Source organism: Paenibacillus tepidiphilus (assembly GCF_008635795.1).
Taxonomy (GTDB): domain Bacteria; phylum Bacillota; class Bacilli; order Paenibacillales; family Paenibacillaceae; genus Paenibacillus_AQ; species Paenibacillus_AQ tepidiphilus.
This window is the reverse complement of the sequence record NZ_VWRQ01000001.1, coordinates 248,385-265,462: the sequence shown is the minus strand read 5'-3', so window position 1 is coordinate 265,462 and position 17,078 is coordinate 248,385. Positions and strand designations below refer to the sequence as shown.

Annotated in this window: 11 protein-coding genes; 5 read left to right on the top strand and 6 right to left on the bottom strand. The window is 56.8% G+C overall.

Annotated elements, in window-relative coordinates; translation table 11 throughout:
- Positions 1–68 precede the first annotated feature (68 nt).
- Genes ku through ligD form a run of 3 tightly spaced genes read left to right on the top strand, consistent with a single transcriptional unit; the run spans position 69 to position 2,952 of the window.
- Entirely contained in the window at positions 69–1,031 is a 963-nt protein-coding gene (gene ku / locus F1379_RS01145) for a non-homologous end joining protein Ku (protein WP_150265428.1), read from the top strand.
- A 55-nt stretch (positions 1,032–1,086) separates the two neighbouring features.
- The gene (locus F1379_RS01140) at positions 1,087–2,034 is read left to right on the top strand and encodes an ATP-dependent DNA ligase (RefSeq protein ID WP_150265426.1); all 948 of its coding nucleotides are present in this window, start codon (positions 1,087–1,089) and stop codon (positions 2,032–2,034) included.
- Positions 2,035–2,070: 36 nt separating this feature from the next.
- Positions 2,071–2,952, top strand: a complete 882-nt coding sequence (gene ligD, locus F1379_RS01135) for a non-homologous end-joining DNA ligase (RefSeq protein ID WP_150265424.1) — start codon at positions 2,071–2,073, stop codon at positions 2,950–2,952.
- Positions 2,953–3,159: 207 nt separating this feature from the next.
- Here the strand turns inward: ligD and F1379_RS01130 are convergent, their stop codons facing one another.
- Complete coding sequence (locus F1379_RS01130) at positions 3,160–3,996, bottom strand: YitT family protein (protein ID WP_239004517.1); 837 nt, start codon at positions 3,994–3,996, stop codon at positions 3,160–3,162.
- Positions 3,997–4,189: 193 nt separating this feature from the next.
- Positions 4,190–5,620, bottom strand: coding sequence for a cardiolipin synthase (cls, locus tag F1379_RS01125; RefSeq protein ID WP_150265420.1), 1,431 nt, complete (start codon positions 5,618–5,620; stop codon positions 4,190–4,192).
- A gap of 265 nt (positions 5,621–5,885) precedes the next feature.
- Here cls and F1379_RS30495 point away from each other — a divergent pair, with 265 nt between their 5' ends.
- A complete protein-coding gene (locus F1379_RS30495; protein ID WP_275262019.1) occupies positions 5,886–7,115 on the top strand; it encodes a peptidoglycan DD-metalloendopeptidase family protein in 1,230 nt (409 codons plus the stop codon).
- A 17-nt stretch (positions 7,116–7,132) separates the two neighbouring features.
- Complete coding sequence (locus F1379_RS01115; RefSeq protein WP_150265418.1) at positions 7,133–7,570, top strand: bactofilin family protein; 438 nt, start codon at positions 7,133–7,135, stop codon at positions 7,568–7,570.
- Positions 7,571–7,637: 67 nt separating this feature from the next.
- On the opposite strand, the gene F1379_RS01110 is transcribed toward F1379_RS01115, so the two are convergent.
- The 4 genes from F1379_RS01110 to F1379_RS01095 form a co-directional block, all read right to left on the bottom strand.
- Entirely contained in the window at positions 7,638–8,423 is a 786-nt protein-coding gene (locus F1379_RS01110; RefSeq protein WP_150265415.1) for an ABC transporter permease, read from the bottom strand.
- Complete coding sequence (locus tag F1379_RS01105) at positions 8,416–9,345, bottom strand: ABC transporter ATP-binding protein (RefSeq protein ID WP_420850461.1); 930 nt, start codon at positions 9,343–9,345, stop codon at positions 8,416–8,418. Before F1379_RS01105 ends, F1379_RS01110 begins: the two co-directional genes overlap by 8 nt.
- Positions 9,346–9,636: 291 nt before the next feature.
- Positions 9,637–14,232, bottom strand: coding sequence for a glutamate synthase large subunit (gene gltB, locus F1379_RS01100; protein WP_150265411.1), 4,596 nt, complete (start codon positions 14,230–14,232; stop codon positions 9,637–9,639).
- Positions 14,233–14,603: 371 nt separating this feature from the next.
- A complete protein-coding gene (locus F1379_RS01095; RefSeq protein ID WP_150265409.1) occupies positions 14,604–16,958 on the bottom strand; it encodes a YhgE/Pip domain-containing protein in 2,355 nt (784 codons plus the stop codon).
- Positions 16,959–17,078: the final 120 nt, after the last annotated feature.

Sequence of the window (17,078 nt, the reverse complement as noted above, 5' to 3'; positions counted from 1 at the left end):
AAAGCCCCGCCGCCCCATACTAAACTAACCACACTATACATTCACGTCTTTAAAGGAGGCGATCATTCATGCATACCGTCTGGAAAGGGGCGATCAGCTTCGGGCTGGTCCATGTACCGGTCAAGATGTTCTCTGCCACGGAGGACAAGGATATTTCGCTGCGCTACATTCACAAGGAATGCGGCAGTCCGCTGTCCTATGTGCGCAAGTGCCCTGTCTGCGACAAGGAAGTAGCCTGGGAGGAGATCGGCAAGGGCTATGAGTATGAAAAAGGCAAATTCGTGCTGTTCAACAAAGAGGAACTGGACCAGCTGACCGAAGAAAGCACGAAGAACATCACGATACTCGATTTCGTGGATTTGACGGAAATTGATCCGATCTATTTCCAGAAGACCTATTATCTCTCGCCCGATCAGGCGGGAACCAATGCCTACCGGCTGTTAATGGAGGCGATGCGCCAGACCGGCAAAATCGGCATCGCCAAAATCTCCATCCGCTCCAAAAGCAGTCTGGCGGCCATCCGTGTGCTGGCGAATTGCCTGGCCATTGAGACGATTTTTTATCCCGACGAGGTACGGCCGGTCTCCCAGGTACCCGGACTGCCGGAAGCGGGTGCGGTGAGCGACAAGGAGCTGGATATGGCCAAGCTGCTGATCTCCCAGCTGTCCACACCGTTTGAGCCGGAGAAATACACCGACGATTACCGCCAGCGGATGCTGGATCTGATCTCGCACAAGGTCGCCGGCGAGGAATACCATATCGCCCCTGCCAAGCAGGAGGCCAATGTTATCGACCTGATGGCCGCGCTGCAGGCCAGCATCGAGGCCGTACAGCATATTCCGGCCGATCCCGGAACGTCGGCCGGTGCCGTTGCGGCTAAAGCCAAGCCGGCAGCCGGTCCCAAACGGAAGACGGCGAAATCAAAAGCAGCAGCGGCGGCACCGGTCATTGATGAAGCTACGGGACCGATTCCGGTCATTGCTCCCAAGCCGAAGCGGCGCACCGCCAAGAGCAAAGAGACGGTCTCCTGAGCCCTGCCCCGACAGCATAAAGCCTTCAAACCGACAATCCCCGGGGAGGTAAGCCATGAAGCTTAAACCGATAATTCCGTTCGAGCCTGTGCTGGCGGCCGCGCTTCCGTCCGGCAGCCAGTGGATCGCCCAGATTAAATGGGACGGCGTGCGGATGCTCTGCTATCATGACGGCGAGGAGACCGAGCTGATCAACCGGCGCGGAAACCGCAGGACTCTGCAATATCCAGAGCTGGCAGAACCAAGGAGCTATTGCCGGGCCGGCTCCTTCATTCTCGACGGCGAGGTGATCGCGCTCAGCGGCGGCAAGCCGTCCTTCCATGAGGTGATGCGCCGCGACAGCCTGAGAAGTGAAGCGGCCATCCGTGCCGCGCTGCCGGCGGTTCCGGTGCTCTACATGGTATTTGACATGCTGTACTGTGACGGCAAATGGCTGCTGGACCAGCCGCTCTCCCGCCGTCAGCAGCTTCTGGGTGAGCTGCTGCTGCCCCATCCGCATGTCCAGAACGTGCCGAGCTATACCGATTCAGCACAGCTGTACACCGCCGCGCGGACCAATGGCCTGGAAGGCATTGTCTGCAAGGATATCACCAGCGTCTATGCTCCCGGCGGCAAGGACTCGCGCTGGCAGAAGCGCAAGATCATTGCCGATGTGACGGCTGTTGCCGGCGGGGTAACCTACCGGGACGGCATTGTCAACGCGCTGCTTTTCGGGCTATACGATGACGAAGGTAAGCTCCACTACATCGGACATGCAGGCGCCGGCAAGATGACGGCGGCAGATTGGCGCAGGCTGACCGAACTGGCGGAGACGCTGGCGTCACCGCTCATGCCCTTCGAGGCTCTGCCGGAGCGGAGCAAGGGTGCGCGGTGGCTCAAGCCGGAGCTGGTGTTCAAGATCCATTTTCTGGAATGGAATCCCTCCGGCACCTTCCGACAGCCTGTCATCCAGGCGCAGGTGGAGCTTCCGCCCTCAGCCTGCCGTCTGGAACAGCGTGGTTAATGGTACGCATTCGATTGTGGAGAAGGAGGTAACGATATGCCGGCAACCATCAAAGGCTCCATCACCGTAGACGGTCAGGAGATCATCATCACGAATCCCGATAAGCCGCTGTGGCCGGAAGCCGGTGTCACCAAGCGCATGTATTTGGAGAAGCTTGCTGCACTATCTCCTTATCTGTTGCGGTATTGCCGGAACCGGCTGCTGACAGTCATCCGTTATCCGCACGGTGTATCCGGCATGTCCTTTTATCAGAAGAATGCGCCGCATCCCCTCCCGCCTTATGTTCAGACGGCCACCCAGGACAGCATTGAGTACATCGTGCTGCAGGGCCTGCCGGAGCTGCTCTGGCTGGGCAATCTGGCGGCACTGGAATTCCATCCGTCGCTGCATGTGGCCGGCAGCGATCTGCCCTGTGAATGGATGATCGACCTTGATCCGTCGCTGGAAATAGAGCCGCGGATTATGGAAGCGGCCGCCTTTGTCGGGGATGTCCTGCAATCGCTCGGGCTGGCATCCGTCCCGAAGACCTCGGGAGCGACCGGTGTGCAGATTATTGTGCCGATCCGTCCGGGCATTACCTTCGATGAGCTGCGCAAGATCGGGCATTTCGTAGGCCGCTATGTTACGGAGAAACGCCCCGACCTGTTTACTCTGGAGCGGCTGAAGAAGCACCGGGGCGACAAAATCTACTTTGATTATCTCCAGCATTACGGCGGCAAGACACTGGCTGCGCCTTATACCCCCCGGGCCCGGCCGCGGGCAACAGTCTCCACACCGCTGCTGTGGGAGGAGGTCAAGCGCGATGTGTCTCCGCTGGATTACCACCTGCTCAACATCGTGGAGCGCCTGCAGTCCATGGGCGATCTTATTGCCCAGGTGCCTCCCCAGCCGGTGGAGGCCATTGCTTCCAGGCTGTGAGCTGAAGCTGCCTGCCGCCGCAAAGGCTGGAAATACAGCAATAAGCCCGCTAACGCCTGGGTTCAGGCAGCGGGCTTATCCTCGTTCCAAAGGTGGATTTGGAAGGTATGTTATATAAGAATGCGGCGCTTTGCACCGGATTGGTTACGCTGAGTTTCGTAAATATACCTTCCTTCAAACGGCATTCGGGCATCGGTTCCGCTGGAGCTAATGGATCGCTTTCTTCTTAAAGCGGCCGCCCTTGACATCATGGATGTTGCCAATGGCAATGAACGCATCGGCATCCCAATCTTCTACAATGGACTTCAGCTTGGCTTCTTCCAAGCGGGTAATGACGACAAAGATGACTTTCTTGTTCTCTCCGGAGAAGCCGCCTTCACCATCAAGGTAAGTAACGCCTCGTCCGAGACGCTCGGTCAGCGCTTCACCGATATCGCGGAATTGATCGCTAATGATCCACACCGATTTCGATTGATCCAGACCTTCCAGCGTTATATCAATTAATTTAAAGGCAATATAATAAGCAATTAATGAGAACATCGCATTATTCCAGCCGAAGACAAATCCTGCAGTGGAAAGGATAAACACGTTGAAGAACATAACGACCTCGCCGACAGAAAAAGGCAGCTTCTTCGCAACCAGAATGGCCACGATTTCTGTTCCATCGAGCGATCCGCCGTACCTGACGACCAGTCCGACGCCGACGCCGAGAATCACGCCTCCGAATACCGCCGCCAGCAACGGCTCCACAGTAATCGGCTTAACCGGATGCAGCAGCTGCGTTCCAATCGACATGACAATAACGGCAAACAGGGTGGAGACGGCAAAGGTCTTGCCGATTTGCTTATATCCAATAACCAGGAATGGAAGATTCAGCAGAGTCAATAATATACCGAGGGGAATATCAAATATATGGGACAACATAATGGAAATACCGGTAATTCCGCCGTCAATCAACTGATTGGGAACAAGGAAGATCTCCAGCGCCACTGACATCATGGCCGCTCCAAGCACCATCATAACAATCCGCTGGGCCAATTTCATCGTCTTGGCAGCGCCGGATTTACGCGGATGCTTCTCCTCCTCGTTCGTAAATACTTGCTGGCTTACAGTCATAGAACTCCCCCTAATCGAAATCAAAAAGATTATTTATCTATATTATATCACAAAAGAAGCCCAAAAACGGATTCCGGTATATACCCGCATTCGAAAAACATGTTTTTAGTCCTCTTTTTTGTCATAAAAGCGGTGAAAACAGCTGACAAAGACCTTGGATAAGCTTGACTTTTCTCCCTCTCCGCTTGAATAGTTGGGGTTCAATAAATTCGCTGCGCTCCAAATCCCTCTTGTAGTCTTCCGCCAGGCTTGTTATCCTGCCCGGATCAAACAGCAACGTCGTAAGCTCGAAATTGGAATAACAGCTGCGCATGTCAAGATTTGCGCTGCCCACTGCCGCAAATAAATCATCGATAACCATTACTTTGGCATGCATGAAGCCTGCTGTATAACGGTAAAACTTGATCCCGGCATCCTGCAGATTCTCCAGATACGACAAAGAAGCCTGGTAGACCAGCTGGCTGTCCGGCTTGCCCGGGATAATGATCCGCACATCTGTCCCGCCAAGCACGGCATTCTTAAGCGCCCGGCTAATCGCCGGATCAGGGATGAAATACGGTGAAGTAATCCAGATCCGCTGCTTGGCGGCACCGATGGCTGCCGTGAACAAAGCCTGGGTGGCGTCGACCGCCCGGTCAGGTCCGCTTGCGACGACCAGCACCGTTTCCGATCCCGGCCCGCAATGCTTCGGGTACAGCCGGGGATGGCTCCTGGCATTGCCGGCAGCCAGCTGCCAGTCCTGCAGAAACACATCCTGCAGACTATATACGGCGTCGCCCTCAATCCGCACATGGGTATCCCTCCAATGTCCCACATGCGGGTCTTTGCCCAAGTACTCATCGCCGATATTAAAGCCGCCGGTAAACCCGACCGTTCCGTCCACAACTACGATCTTGCGGTGATTGCGGTAGTTGAACCGCCGGGAAGCCAGCGCAGGCAGCGGCCGCAGGAAGAAATGAACTTCCACCCCGGCCTGTCTCAGTGCGCGGACAAACGGCCGGCTCAGCCGCAGACTCCCGAGGCCATCGCACAGCAGCCGCACCTTGACCCCCTGGCGCGCCTTGCGGATCATCACATCCTGAAACCGTTCTCCGGCCTCATCGCTGCGGAAGATGTAGAACTCGATATGAATATGCTCCCTGGCGTCCTCCATTGCTTCGAGCATCGCCCGGTAAGCCTCCTGCCCGTCTCTAAGGATCTGGCAGGAATTCCCGCCGGTAAGCGGATATTCCGACAATCCGCACAGCAGGCGCAGCAAGTGCTCCTCGCCCATAAGCTGCGGATTCCCGCTTTGCGAAACATCGGATACAATGTCGATCTTCCCCTGCAGCTCGGTAACCAGTCCGCGGTGGCCGCTTGACGAACGGCGGCGGATTCTACGGCCTCGCCAATAATCTGCGCCCATGAAGTAATAGAGCACTAGCCCTGCAGGCGGGCAGCACAGGCTGAGGATCAGCCAGGCCACCGCCCGCTGCGGGCGGCGGAATTCCAGAATTGCAATCAGAGCAATTTGGATAATGTACACACTTAAAATAATTACAGCAATCCTCAAACCGGCCACCTCCAGAATCCTTCTTGCAGCAGGGGGGGCATACTGCGAGCCTGCCGCCCATACAGGTTTTGCCCGATCCCCCTCGCATTATTCATTCAACTATAGTCATGTTCGCCGCCCGCCTGGAATACATAGAGTAATAGGACCATTCGGATGAGCCCGCTTCGGCGCATCATAAACCGTTGTTCCACCCGCCGCTGCCTCGGGCAACGTTCATTGATTACAAGCGGCGGCTCATGCACAGGGCCGCAGGAAGGAGAAGCTAATGAAGAATCAGCCAGATCATAACCGGATTACGCTGCTAGTCGTCCGTGAAGCCGGACGTCCGGTCAGACAACTGCATCTGTCCAAACCGCTTGCCCTGGCCTTGCCTGCCGTCGCCGCCCTTTCCCTTTCCAGTCTGGTCACTTCCATGCACTTTCATGCTTCCCGCTCCATTGCCGAGCTGGAAGCGGAAGCCGCCGCTCTGCAGCTGAGTAATGTACAGATGGAAATTCAGGCTCAGGACAAGGACAAGACACTGCAGCTGCTGCGCAGTCAGGTGACAGAACTGTCCGAGGAAGCGGATAGCATTAAAGAGAAGCTGCAGAACGTCAACGAGCTTGAACGGCAGCTGCAGTCCCTGATTGAGCAGGAACAGGGAACCCCTGAGGAGACGGACAGGAACCAGGAGGCTTCCGCTGCCTGGAGGTCGCCCGGAGTCCAGCCCGGCAGCACCGCAGTAAGCACCGCCAAGTATTCTGTATTTGCCGGCGGGTCTTCCGCCGCCGGCCATCTCGTAGCGCCCGCCGTCCGGGATGCAGCCGGAACTGCTTATGCTGGAGCCGTCTTGGCCTCAGAGGCGCTGCAGTTCCGTCTGTCGCTGGTGAACGCAGCCGCCGGCAGAACGGTGCTTCCGCAGGTTGGAGGTGAGTATATCGCCGTCTACGAGGAGGACCCGCTGAAGCTGGCCCGGGAAACGCGCGATGATTATGAAGAGATCCGCAGCATGCTCGATGAAATGCTGACCAGCATTTCCAGTACCATCACGGCGGTCGAAGAAGCCAACCAGGCCGAAGCGAAGCTGGCCGCCAGACAGAAGCAAGCCGAACAGAAGCGGCTGGCCCAGCCGGTCCTCTGGCCTACCAGCTCCAAGGTCATCACCTCCAGCTTCGGCTACCGTTCCGATCCGTTCGAAGGTGTCTCGGCTTACCATTCCGGCATTGATATCGCCGGGAATATCGGCGACCCTATATATGCCGCCATGGATGGAACCGTTACCGCATCCGAGCAGATGGGCGCGCGGGGCAAATACATCATCCTCAAGCATAGCAACGGGCTGGAGACCTGGTACATGCATTTGAACGGCATGACCGTCTCCGCCGGAGACAAGGTCATCAAGGGTCAAAAGATCGGCACGCTGGGCAATACCGGACGCAGCACCGGTCCCCATCTGCATTTCCAGGTCGTCAAGCAGAACAAGCCGGTCAATCCTTTAAATTATGTCAAACCATAAGGTCAGGAGGAGAGCAAATGTGGAAGAAGAACACGCCGGTCAAAGCGACGGATTCGTTGATCGGGCATGGAGGCACCCTGGAAGGAAAGGTATTATGCGATACGAATTTGCGGATTGAGGGCAGCTTCAGCGGAGAAATTGACTGCCAGGGCACCGTAACCGTCGGTGAACAGGGAACCGTGCGCTCCAGCATCAAAGCCAGGGAGATTATTATCGCCGGCCAAGTATTCGGCGATGTCACCGCCGACCGCACACTGACGATGATGGAGACCGGACAGCTGCACGGCAACATTGTCGCCGGCGCACTGAGCATCTCGGCGGGCAGCGTGCTTAACGGCTCGGTGGCCATGGCGAAGCAGCCCGCCCCGGAAACGGCGGGCGGGCTGCAGAGCAGCGGCAAAGCGGACAAGAACGGCAAGCGTTCCAAGGCGCAGAGCACACTGGAAGCAGGTTAAGCGGGCCGCGAGGCCCGCTTTTTTGGGGCATGAGATCGTTATAGGCATGCTCATCCCCGAACCCTGCTTAAGCAGCCACATCTCTCTTGCGGAAGACATACCAGGCCACAAGCAGGAACAGCAGATAATACACTCCCAGCACCAGGGCGGAGAAGCCGAAGGTTATTCCGGCAGGACCCGTGTCCGAGAGAATATAACGGTGCAAATCCATATGGGTAAAAATCAGATATTTAGCCCACGCATAGCGCTCCGGATTAAAGATCATGGCGAACATGCTTTGGGTAAACATAATAAACAGCGACAGCCCGATGGCCAGGCCGCTGGCCCGGAACACACTGGAGACCATGAATGCCAGTGCCGCAGTGATAAACATCTCGAAGTAGCTGCAGAGCACGTCCAGCATCGCATACTCAAATGCCGTGAAGCTTCCTACGTTGGCCGAAGCATTTCCCGAAGAGAAGATGAGCGATGCGCCATAGGCAAAGAGCATCATAACCGCTGTGCTGAGCAAGCTGAACAACACCAGAGAGATGTATTTGGAGAGCAGGATTTTGGACCGGCTCCACGGGCGGATCAGCAGCAGCTTGATGGTTCCCCAGGAGAATTCACCAGCCACGGAATCAGAAGCAATGACGACAGTAAAGATCGTATTGAGGAAAAAAGCGATCGTCAGCGTGGTTTGGAAATTCTCCCATAACCCCATCAAGGACGCTGAGCCGCCGCTGCTGGTGAAATGGAACAGTGCCGGAAACAGCACGCTTATAAATGCCAGAATGAATAGCATAACCCAGGTGCGGACACGGCTGTAGATCTTGATATTCTCATTATGTATGAGCGATGTGAACTCAGACAATGCCTTCACCTCCCGTAATCTCCAGGAATTGATCCTCCAGCGACCGTGAAAGCGTACGGATGCCGTAGACCTTAATACCGGCGGCTACCAGCCTGGCGTTCAGTCCGGCAACCTCCTCGCGTCCGGCCTCCAGCACAATGCCCCCCGGCTGCAGTTGTCCGCGTCCGATCAGCTCCAGCGCCGCTTGCGGATTGTCCACGTCGAACAGGGTCTCTACGCTGCTTACCGCAATCGAATCGCCGACTGCCTTCAGCTGCTTCACATCCACGAGCTTCCCGTTCTGGATAATCGCTACGCTGTCGCACATCAGCTCCATCTCCGACAGGAGGTGGCTGGAGACAAATACCGTCGTCCCCTCTTCGATGCACAGTCTGCGCAAATAATCGCGCAGCTCGCGGATTCCCTGCGGGTCCAGGCCGTTGGTCGGCTCATCGAGAATGAGCAGCTTGGGCCGGTGCAGCAGCGCCTGGGCTACTCCGAGACGTTGGCGCATGCCGAGCGAGTAGGTTTTGACCTTGTCATGAATCCGTTGCTCCAGTCCGACCAGCTTGATGACCTCGTCGATCCGTTCCTTGCCTACGCCCCGTACCATACGCGCATATTGCCGCAGATTCTGATAACCGGTCAGGAACTTGTACATTTCCGGATTTTCAACGATAGCACCGACATTGGCTATGGCCTCTTCAAAATGGTCCTTGACGCTGCGCCCGCAGATCAGGATATCCCCCTTGCTGATCGAGATCAGCCCTACCATCATCCGGATGGTCGTTGTTTTGCCGGCACCGTTCGGTCCAAGGAACCCGAATACCTGTCCAGGCGGGATATCGAGCGTCAAATCGCTGACCAGCGTCTTGGAGCCGATGGTTTTACTTACGCCCATGAGGCTCGCCACCGGCTTCACCACCTCCGCCATATTCGACATCACTTCACTTCCTTTCGTCATTTTAAGAATAAGAAGTATTCGATACAGAACTTGCAATCCCTTAGTAGTTTACCACAGTTTGCCTTTTTTCTGAAAACAAGAAAACAACAGGCAATAATACAGCGGCATTGCAAAAAGGGCACTGTTGATTAGACGAGGTGCATGCGCTTATCCCTGCAAGGAAAAAAATAGAGGGAATCCCTCCCTCTAACCTGCCGTGCGCGCCTGTAATCAAGCGACTCAGCAACATCAGGAGGAGTTATTCCCTCTACATCATCTATTAGTGCCGGATTAGCCTCCGACGCGGGCCAGCTCGCGCATGTTCGCTTCGAATGCGGCCATCAAGGCAGCCTCGCCGGTAAGCCCGGTCTCTTCGACCTTGCGGATCTGCTCCATCATCCGCTTGTAATCCTTCGGAATAACGCGGACGAACTTCGGCAGAGCCTCATTCCAGTTCTCCAGCACTCTTCCGCCTGCCTGGCTGTTGGTATATTCGGTATGACGGGAGATCATGCGCTTAAGCTGTTCAGCTTCTTCCGCATCCTCCACGCGCTCCAGCAGCACCATTTCCAGGTTGCAGCGCTTCACGAAGGTATTCTCAGGGTCGTAGACATACGCGATACCGCCGGACATCCCTGCCGCAAAGTTGCGTCCGGTTGAGCCCAGTACAACTACGCGGCCGCCAGTCATGTATTCGCAGCCGTGGTCGCCCACGCCTTCGACAACGACATTGGCACCGGAGTTACGGACAGCGAAGCGTTCGCCAGCGATACCGCTGATGTAGGCTTCACCGCCGGTCGCTCCGTAGAATGCCGTATTGCCGATAATGATATTCTCTTCCGCGGCGAAGGTAGCCTTCGGCGACGGCTTGATGACCAGCTTGCCTCCGGACAGCCCCTTGCCGACATAGTCATTGGAGTCGCCTTCCACCGTGAGGGTGATTCCCTTCGGCACGAACGCACCCAAGCTCTGTCCGGCTGAGCCGGAGAAGTGCAGGCGGATCGTGTCTTCCGGCAGTCCAGCAGCGCCGTACTTACGCGTCAGCTCACTGCCGAGAATTGTGCCTACCGCACGGTTGACGTTCGTGATCGGCAGGGATGCTTCCACCGGACGGCCGTCTTCCAAAGCAGCCGCTGCCAGCTCAAGCAGCTTCGACATATCCAGTGTTTCTTCCAGCCCGTGGTTCTGTCGTTTGCTGCGGAAGCGGGTGCTGCCTTCCGCTACAGCCGGCGTATGCAGCAGGCTGGTCAGATCGACGCCCTTCTTCTTCCAGTGTGTCGAAGCCTGTGTGGCATCAAGGCAGTCGGTCCGTCCCACCATCTCTTCAATGGTACGGAAGCCGAGACTGGCCATGATTTCCCGCAGATCCTGGGCCACAAAGGTCATGAAGTTCACAACATGCTGCGGATCGCCGGTGAAGTTTCTGCGCAAATCCGGGTTCTGCGTAGCTACGCCGACAGGACAGGTGTCCATCTGACAGACACGCATCATGATACAGCCTACAGCTACCAGCGGAGCCGTCGAGAAGCCGTATTCTTCAGCTCCCAGCAGCACAGCTACCGCAAGGTCGCGTCCGCTGAGCATCTTGCCGTCGGTTTCCAGCACGACACGGTCGCGCAGATTGTTGAGCATCAGCGTCTGGTGAGTCTCGGCAAGGCCGAGCTCCCACGGCAGACCGGCATGGCGGATGGAGTTCATCGGCGAAGCGCCGGTGCCGCCGTCATAGCCGCTGATCAGGATAATATCGGCGCGTCCCTTGGCTACGCCGGCAGCAATCGTGCCAACGCCTACTTCAGAGACGAGCTTCACGTTGATATTTGCACGCGGATTGGCGTTCTTCAGATCATAGATCAGCTCAGCCAAATCCTCGATGGAGTAAATGTCATGATGCGGCGGCGGCGAGATCAGGCCTACGCCCGGCGTGGAGCCGCGAACTTCGGCAACCCAAGGATACACCTTGCGTCCCGGAAGCTGTCCGCCTTCACCCGGCTTGGCGCCCTGCGCCATCTTGATCTGGATTTCGTCAGCATTCACCAGGTAGTTCGAGGTTACCCCGAAGCGTCCCGAGGCTACCTGCTTGATCGCACTGCGGCGGGAGTCGCCGTTAGCGTCCGGGATGAAGCGTGCCGGATCTTCGCCGCCTTCGCCGGTGTTGCTCTTGCCGCCGATGCGGTTCATAGCAATGGCCAGCGTCTCATGCGCTTCCTTGCTGATCGAGCCGAAGGACATGGCGCCGGTCTTGAAGCGTCTCATGATCGATTCTGCCGGTTCCACTTCTTCCAGCGGTACAGGCTCGCCTGCCGGCTTCAGCTGCAGCATGGAGCGCAGTGTCAGATGGTTCTTCGTCTCGCCCTGCACCAGCGCAGCGTATTTCTTGTACAGCTGATAGTCCCCGCTCCGCACAGCGTGCTGGAGCAGATGGATGGTCTGCGGATTGAACAGATGGTCTTCGCCGTCGGCGCGCCATTGGTATTCACCGCCGGAATCAAGCACCTTGTCGTTGCCGTCCTTCTCGGTGAAGGCACGGTTGTGGTGAATCAGCGCTTCCGCCGCCACTTCCTCCAGGCCGATGCCGCCGATACGGGAAGGCGTCCAGGTAAAGTAGCTGTCCACGAAATCCTGTCTCAGGCCGACAGCTTCGAAGATCTGTGCGCCGCGGTACGATTGGATCGTGGAAATCCCCATCTTGGACAGAATCTTGACTACGCTCTTCGTTGCGGCCTTGATATAGTTCTTCACGGCTTTCTCATGGGAGATGCCGCGCAGCAGGCCCTGGCCGATCATATCGTCGAGGCTCTCGAACGCGAGGTACGGATTGACCGCACTTACGCCATAGCCGAGCAGCAGCGCGTAGTGATGCACCTCGCGCGGTTCGCCCGATTCCAGCAGGATGCTGACCTTGGTCCGTGTTCCGGAGCGGATCAGATGGTGATGCAGGCTGGAAACAGCGAGCAGCGCCGGAATGGCGGCATTCTCGCGGTCCACGCCGCGGTCGGACAGGATCAGGATGTTATGTCCTTTGGCCATTACACGGTCAGCCGCTTCATTCATCCGCTCCAGTGCAATGCGCATGCCTTCTGCGCCCAGCTCCGCCGGGAACAGAATCGGAATCGACATCGCCTTGAAGCCTGCGCGGCGTACATGGCGCAGCTTCGCAAAATCCTCGTTCGAGAGGATCGGCGATTCCAGAGAGATCTGGCGGCAGCTTTCCGGCTCCGGCTTCAGCAGATTACGCTCCGGACCAATCGTTGTGAACGTGGACGTTACCAGTTCCTCGCGGATCGCGTCGATCGGCGGATTGGTGACCTGGGCGAACATTTGCTTGAAGTAGTTATAGAGACGCTGCGGACGGTCGGACAGCACCGCAAGCGGAGCGTCGTAGCCCATCGAGCCGACAGCTTCGGCACCGGTGGAAGCCATCGGCTCCAGCACCTTGCGCAGGTCCTCGAACGTATAGCCGAAGGACTGCTGCAGCTGCTGGACATTGTCATGCTTCGGATTCGGCAGCTCAGGCGCATCCGGAAGCTCATCGAGGCTGACCAGGTGCTCCTCCAGCCACTGGCGGTAGTTCTCCTGGGCGGCAATTTCGGCTTTCACTTCTTCGTCGGAAATAATCCGCCCCTGCTTGGTGTCCACCAGGAGCATGCGGCCCGGTCTCAGCCGGTCTTTATAAAGTACATTCTCCGGCGGGATATCAAGAACACCCGCTTCGGAGGACAGGATAATCAGATCGTCTTTGGTTACATAATAACGGGATGGGCGCAGGCCGTTGCGGTCAAGAATCGCGCCGATCTGCACGCCGTCGGTAAAGCCCATGGCTGCAGGTCCGTCCCATGGCTCCATCAGCGTGCTGTGGTATTCATAGAATGCCTTCTTCTTGTCGTCCATGCTGTCGTGGTTGCTCCAAGGCTCCGGAACCATCATCATGGCCACATGCGGGAGGGAACGGCCGCTCAGATAGAGGAATTCGAAGGTGTTATCGAACATAGCCGTGTCGGAACCGTCCGGATTCACTACCGGCTTGATCTTCTGCAGATCCTCACCAAATACTTCGCTCTTGAACAGGGATTCGCGGGCATGCATCCAGTTCACATTGCCGCGCAGCGTATTGATCTCGCCGTTGTGGATCATGAACCGGTACGGATGTGCGCGTTCCCAACTTGGGAACGTGTTCGTGCTGAAGCGGGAGTGAACCAGCGCAATGGCCGATTCCAGCTCTTCATTCTGCAGATCCAGGTAGAATTGGCCCACCTGTTCAGTGGTCAGCATGCCTTTGTAAACAATCTTGCGACATGACATGCTTGGCACATAGAAGGATTCCCCTTCTTCCACTCCGCCGTAGCGGATGGCCAGCTCGGCACGCTTGCGGATGACATAGAGCTTGCGCTCGAATGCCATCTCATCCTGAATGCCCTCGGCTGCACCGATAAATACCTGGCGCACATAAGGCTTGGCCGCCTTGGCTGTCTTGCCGAGCATTTCGTCATAGGTTGGCACATCGCGGTAACCGAGCACCTGCTGGCCCTCTTCAGCGATAATCTCGCTGAGAAGCGCTTCATGGCGGCCCCGGATTTCCTCGTTATGAGACAGAAAGATCATGCCCACGCCATAACGGCCCTGTGCCGGCAGCTCAAAGCCGAGCTTCCGGGCTTCGCCCGCAAAGAAGCGGTGCGGCAGCTGCAGCATAATGCCCGCTCCGTCGCCGGAATTCGGTTCACTGCCTTGCCCTCCCCGATGCTCCATGTTGAACAGCATCGTCAGAGCGTTACTAACAATATCATGGGAGGGTTGCCCCTTGATATGGGCGACAAATCCCATGCCGCATGCATCTTTTTCGAACTGGGGATCATAAAGGCCCTGTTTGCCGGGCAGTTCTGTGTGTCTCATCTTACGCAACCTTTCTATTATAAAGTGAACGGATTTCAGGAAAAAGTTTCACAGAGAAATCTTAATAATTATTCAAGGCAGATTGGTTATATTATTTTATCATCGACCTGACATGAGCGCAATTTAAACTTTTTTATGAGTTTGATTAACATTTATTTTTGCGTTGCAGCTTTACTGAATAAAAGCGTAAAAAAACTCAAGATTGTATAATTATGCATTATTAATGAATAAGCCCTTATGCATTGAAAACGCTTCAACTGTTTTCTTTCCATATGATGTAAGTGCAATGTCGCATTTTCGCTTTACTAAAGCAAAGAACGCCTCGGAAGAGGCGTTCTTTACAATGATTTTACCAAACCTTCAATCAGAATTTATACAGTCAAAACTTGTTCACTTTTTATGGTAGCTTCATCGTTCCGGTCTCGGGTCATGAAGTACGTGAAGGTCAGGGCCAGGAACACCAGGCCGTACACAGCCAGTGTACCGGCGTCGCTCCACATGGCGCTGTAATCGCCGCTGGAGATGACAGCCTTGAAGCCCTTGACGCTGTAGGTCATTGGCAGCAGCGGGTTGAGCACCTTCATCCAGCCCGGAATCAGCTCAAGCGGGAATGTGCCGGCGCTGGTCGTCAGCTGCAGAATCAGAATGACGATGACAACAAAGCGTCCAGGCTGGTCAAGCCAGGTTACAATCGCCTGAATCATCCACATAAAGGCCAGACTGGTGATGAAGGCGAATGCGTAGAAGAGCGGAACACTCTGCACCTCAAGGCCCAGTCCGTACAATGCGATCACGGCTGCGAGCAGCGCCTGGATGACGCTCATCATTGAGAATGTCAGCGTCCGGCTGATGAAGCGGTTGAACCGGCTCGCACCAGCTACCGCGGATTCACGCATCGGCACCACCAGGGTGCAGATCAGCGCGCCGACAAAGAGACCAAGCGACAGGAAGTACGGCGAGAAGCCGGTGCCGTAATTCGGCACTTCATTAAACTTCTGCTCATTGATAACTACCGGCTGGGCGAACATCGACACCAGCTCATCGGATTTGTTCACTTCAGCGGTCTGCTTGGCGGCATCGCCCAGCTTCGTCGCCAGCTCGCTGGAGCCGGATTTCAGCTCATCGAGTCCGTCCTTCAGCTGTCCCGCACCGTCGGTCAGCTTCTGCGAGCCGTCGGCCACGGAGACCAGGCCGCTGCTCAGCTGGCCAGCGCCGCCGGCCAGCTTCGAGGTGCCGGCTTCCAGCGCCTTGCCGCCCTCGGCGAGCTTCGCCCCGCCGCTGGCTGCTTCGGCGAGCTTCGCGCCGAACTGCTGCATCCCGGCGGTCAGCGTGCCGCCGCCCTGCTGCAGCTGCTGCGCTCCGGCGAGCAGCTGCGATTGTGCCTCATGCAGCTGTGTGCTGCCGGCATTCAGCTGCTGCGCCCCTTCGTGCAGCTGGGAGACGCCGTCCACCAGCTGCTGCGAGCCGCTGTGCAGCTGGGTCGCCCCCTGCTGCAGCTGCTGCTGGCCGCTGTGCAGCGCGGCCGCACCTTCCAGGAGCTGCTGCTGGCTGGCATCCAGCTGCGCGCTGCCGTCAGCGACCGCGGTTGCCGCCGCGATCAGCTTCTGCACATCCGCGCTGGCGGCCAGCTGCGGATTGGCCTTGGCCAGCTGCTGCAGGCCGTCGGCTACGGCTTTGGCGCCGGCGCTAACCTTCGCGCTGCCTTCCTTTGAAGCCGTCAGGCCCGCTTCCAGCTTGGCGCTGCCTTCCGTCGAGGCGGTCAGGCCGGACTCCAGCTTGGCGCTGCCGTCCTCTACGCTTTGCGTACCGGCCGCCAGCTTAGCTGTGCCGTCCACGGCCGACTGCGTTCCGGCTGCAAGGGCAGCTGCTCCAGCTTCGGCCTGCTTCAGTCCGGCGCTGAGCTTGGCGCTGCCGTCGGCGCTTTGCTGCACGCCCGCCTGCAGTTGCTTATGAGCGGCGGACAATTGCTGCAGTCCGCCGGCCAGCGTGCTGCTGCCTGCTTCCAGCGCGGCAGCGCCGCTGTTCAGATCGTTCACGCCCTGCGTGAGCGGAGCTACACCGTCGACCAGCTTGCCTGCACCTTCGGTCAGGACAACCAGGTTCTCCTGCAGTGTAAGCGCGCCGTCGTCCAGCTTCCCTGCGCCGTCGGCGATTTGGGAAGCGCCGTCGCCGGCTTCACCCAGACCGCTGGACACATCGGTGATTTTGTCAAAGACAGAATTCGTGTAAGCTTCCGTGATCTTGGCGGAAACCTTGGACTTGATCTCCTTCACGGCAGTACCGCCGATCTGGCCGGCCAGGAAGTTATACCCTTCATTCGGCTCAAAAATAATTTCGGCCGGTTCCGGATGCTCTTCCAGCAGTGTGGTCGCTTTGGCCGAGAAATCCTCGGGTACAATGATAGCCATATAATAGGTATCGTCCTGAAGACCGGCTTCCGCCTGCTCGCGGGTCACGAAATTCCATTTAAACCCGTCGGTATTCTTCAGCTCGGCTACCAGCTCTTCACCGGCAGCCAGCTTAGTGCCTTCATAATCGGCGCCCTTATCTTCATTGACGACAGCGACCGGCAGCTCATTCATTTTGCCGTACGGGTCCCAAAAAGCCTTCAGGAACAGTCCGCTGTACATTACCGGAATGAAGAGGACGACCAGCATCGGAATCAGCACCTTCGGATTCTTAAGCGCCGCGCCAAGGTCCTTGACAAACACGGACAAAGATTTCATTCTGGTTCTCTCCTTTTAATCTCTTTACTTATAATAGTTAATGAAATGATAGTTAGATGAAAGATTGCTGTAACACCAGGTGACCATTTTCCCCATTCAGTCAGTCCTCAGCAAAAAAAT

Bases quoted from the DNA above. Each gene is read 5' to 3' on its own strand.
- ku (WP_150265428.1), top strand. From the start codon at position 69: ATGCATACCGTCTGGAAAGGGGCGATCAGCTTCGGGCTGGTCCATGTA.
- F1379_RS01140 (WP_150265426.1), top strand. From the start codon at position 1,087: ATGAAGCTTAAACCGATAATTCCGTTCGAGCCTGTGCTGGCGGCCGCG.
- ligD (WP_150265424.1), top strand. From the start codon at position 2,071: ATGCCGGCAACCATCAAAGGCTCCATCACCGTAGACGGTCAGGAGATC.
- F1379_RS01130 (WP_239004517.1), bottom strand. From the start codon at position 3,996: ATGAAATTGGCCCAGCGGATTGTTATGATGGTGCTTGGAGCGGCCATG.
- F1379_RS30495 (WP_275262019.1), top strand. From the start codon at position 5,886: ATGAAGAATCAGCCAGATCATAACCGGATTACGCTGCTAGTCGTCCGT.
- F1379_RS01115 (WP_150265418.1), top strand. From the start codon at position 7,133: ATGTGGAAGAAGAACACGCCGGTCAAAGCGACGGATTCGTTGATCGGG.
- F1379_RS01105 (WP_420850461.1), bottom strand. From the start codon at position 9,345: ATGTCGAATATGGCGGAGGTGGTGAAGCCGGTGGCGAGCCTCATGGGC.
- gltB (WP_150265411.1), bottom strand. From the start codon at position 14,232: ATGAGACACACAGAACTGCCCGGCAAACAGGGCCTTTATGATCCCCAG.
- F1379_RS01095 (WP_150265409.1), bottom strand. From the start codon at position 16,958: ATGAAATCTTTGTCCGTGTTTGTCAAGGACCTTGGCGCGGCGCTTAAG.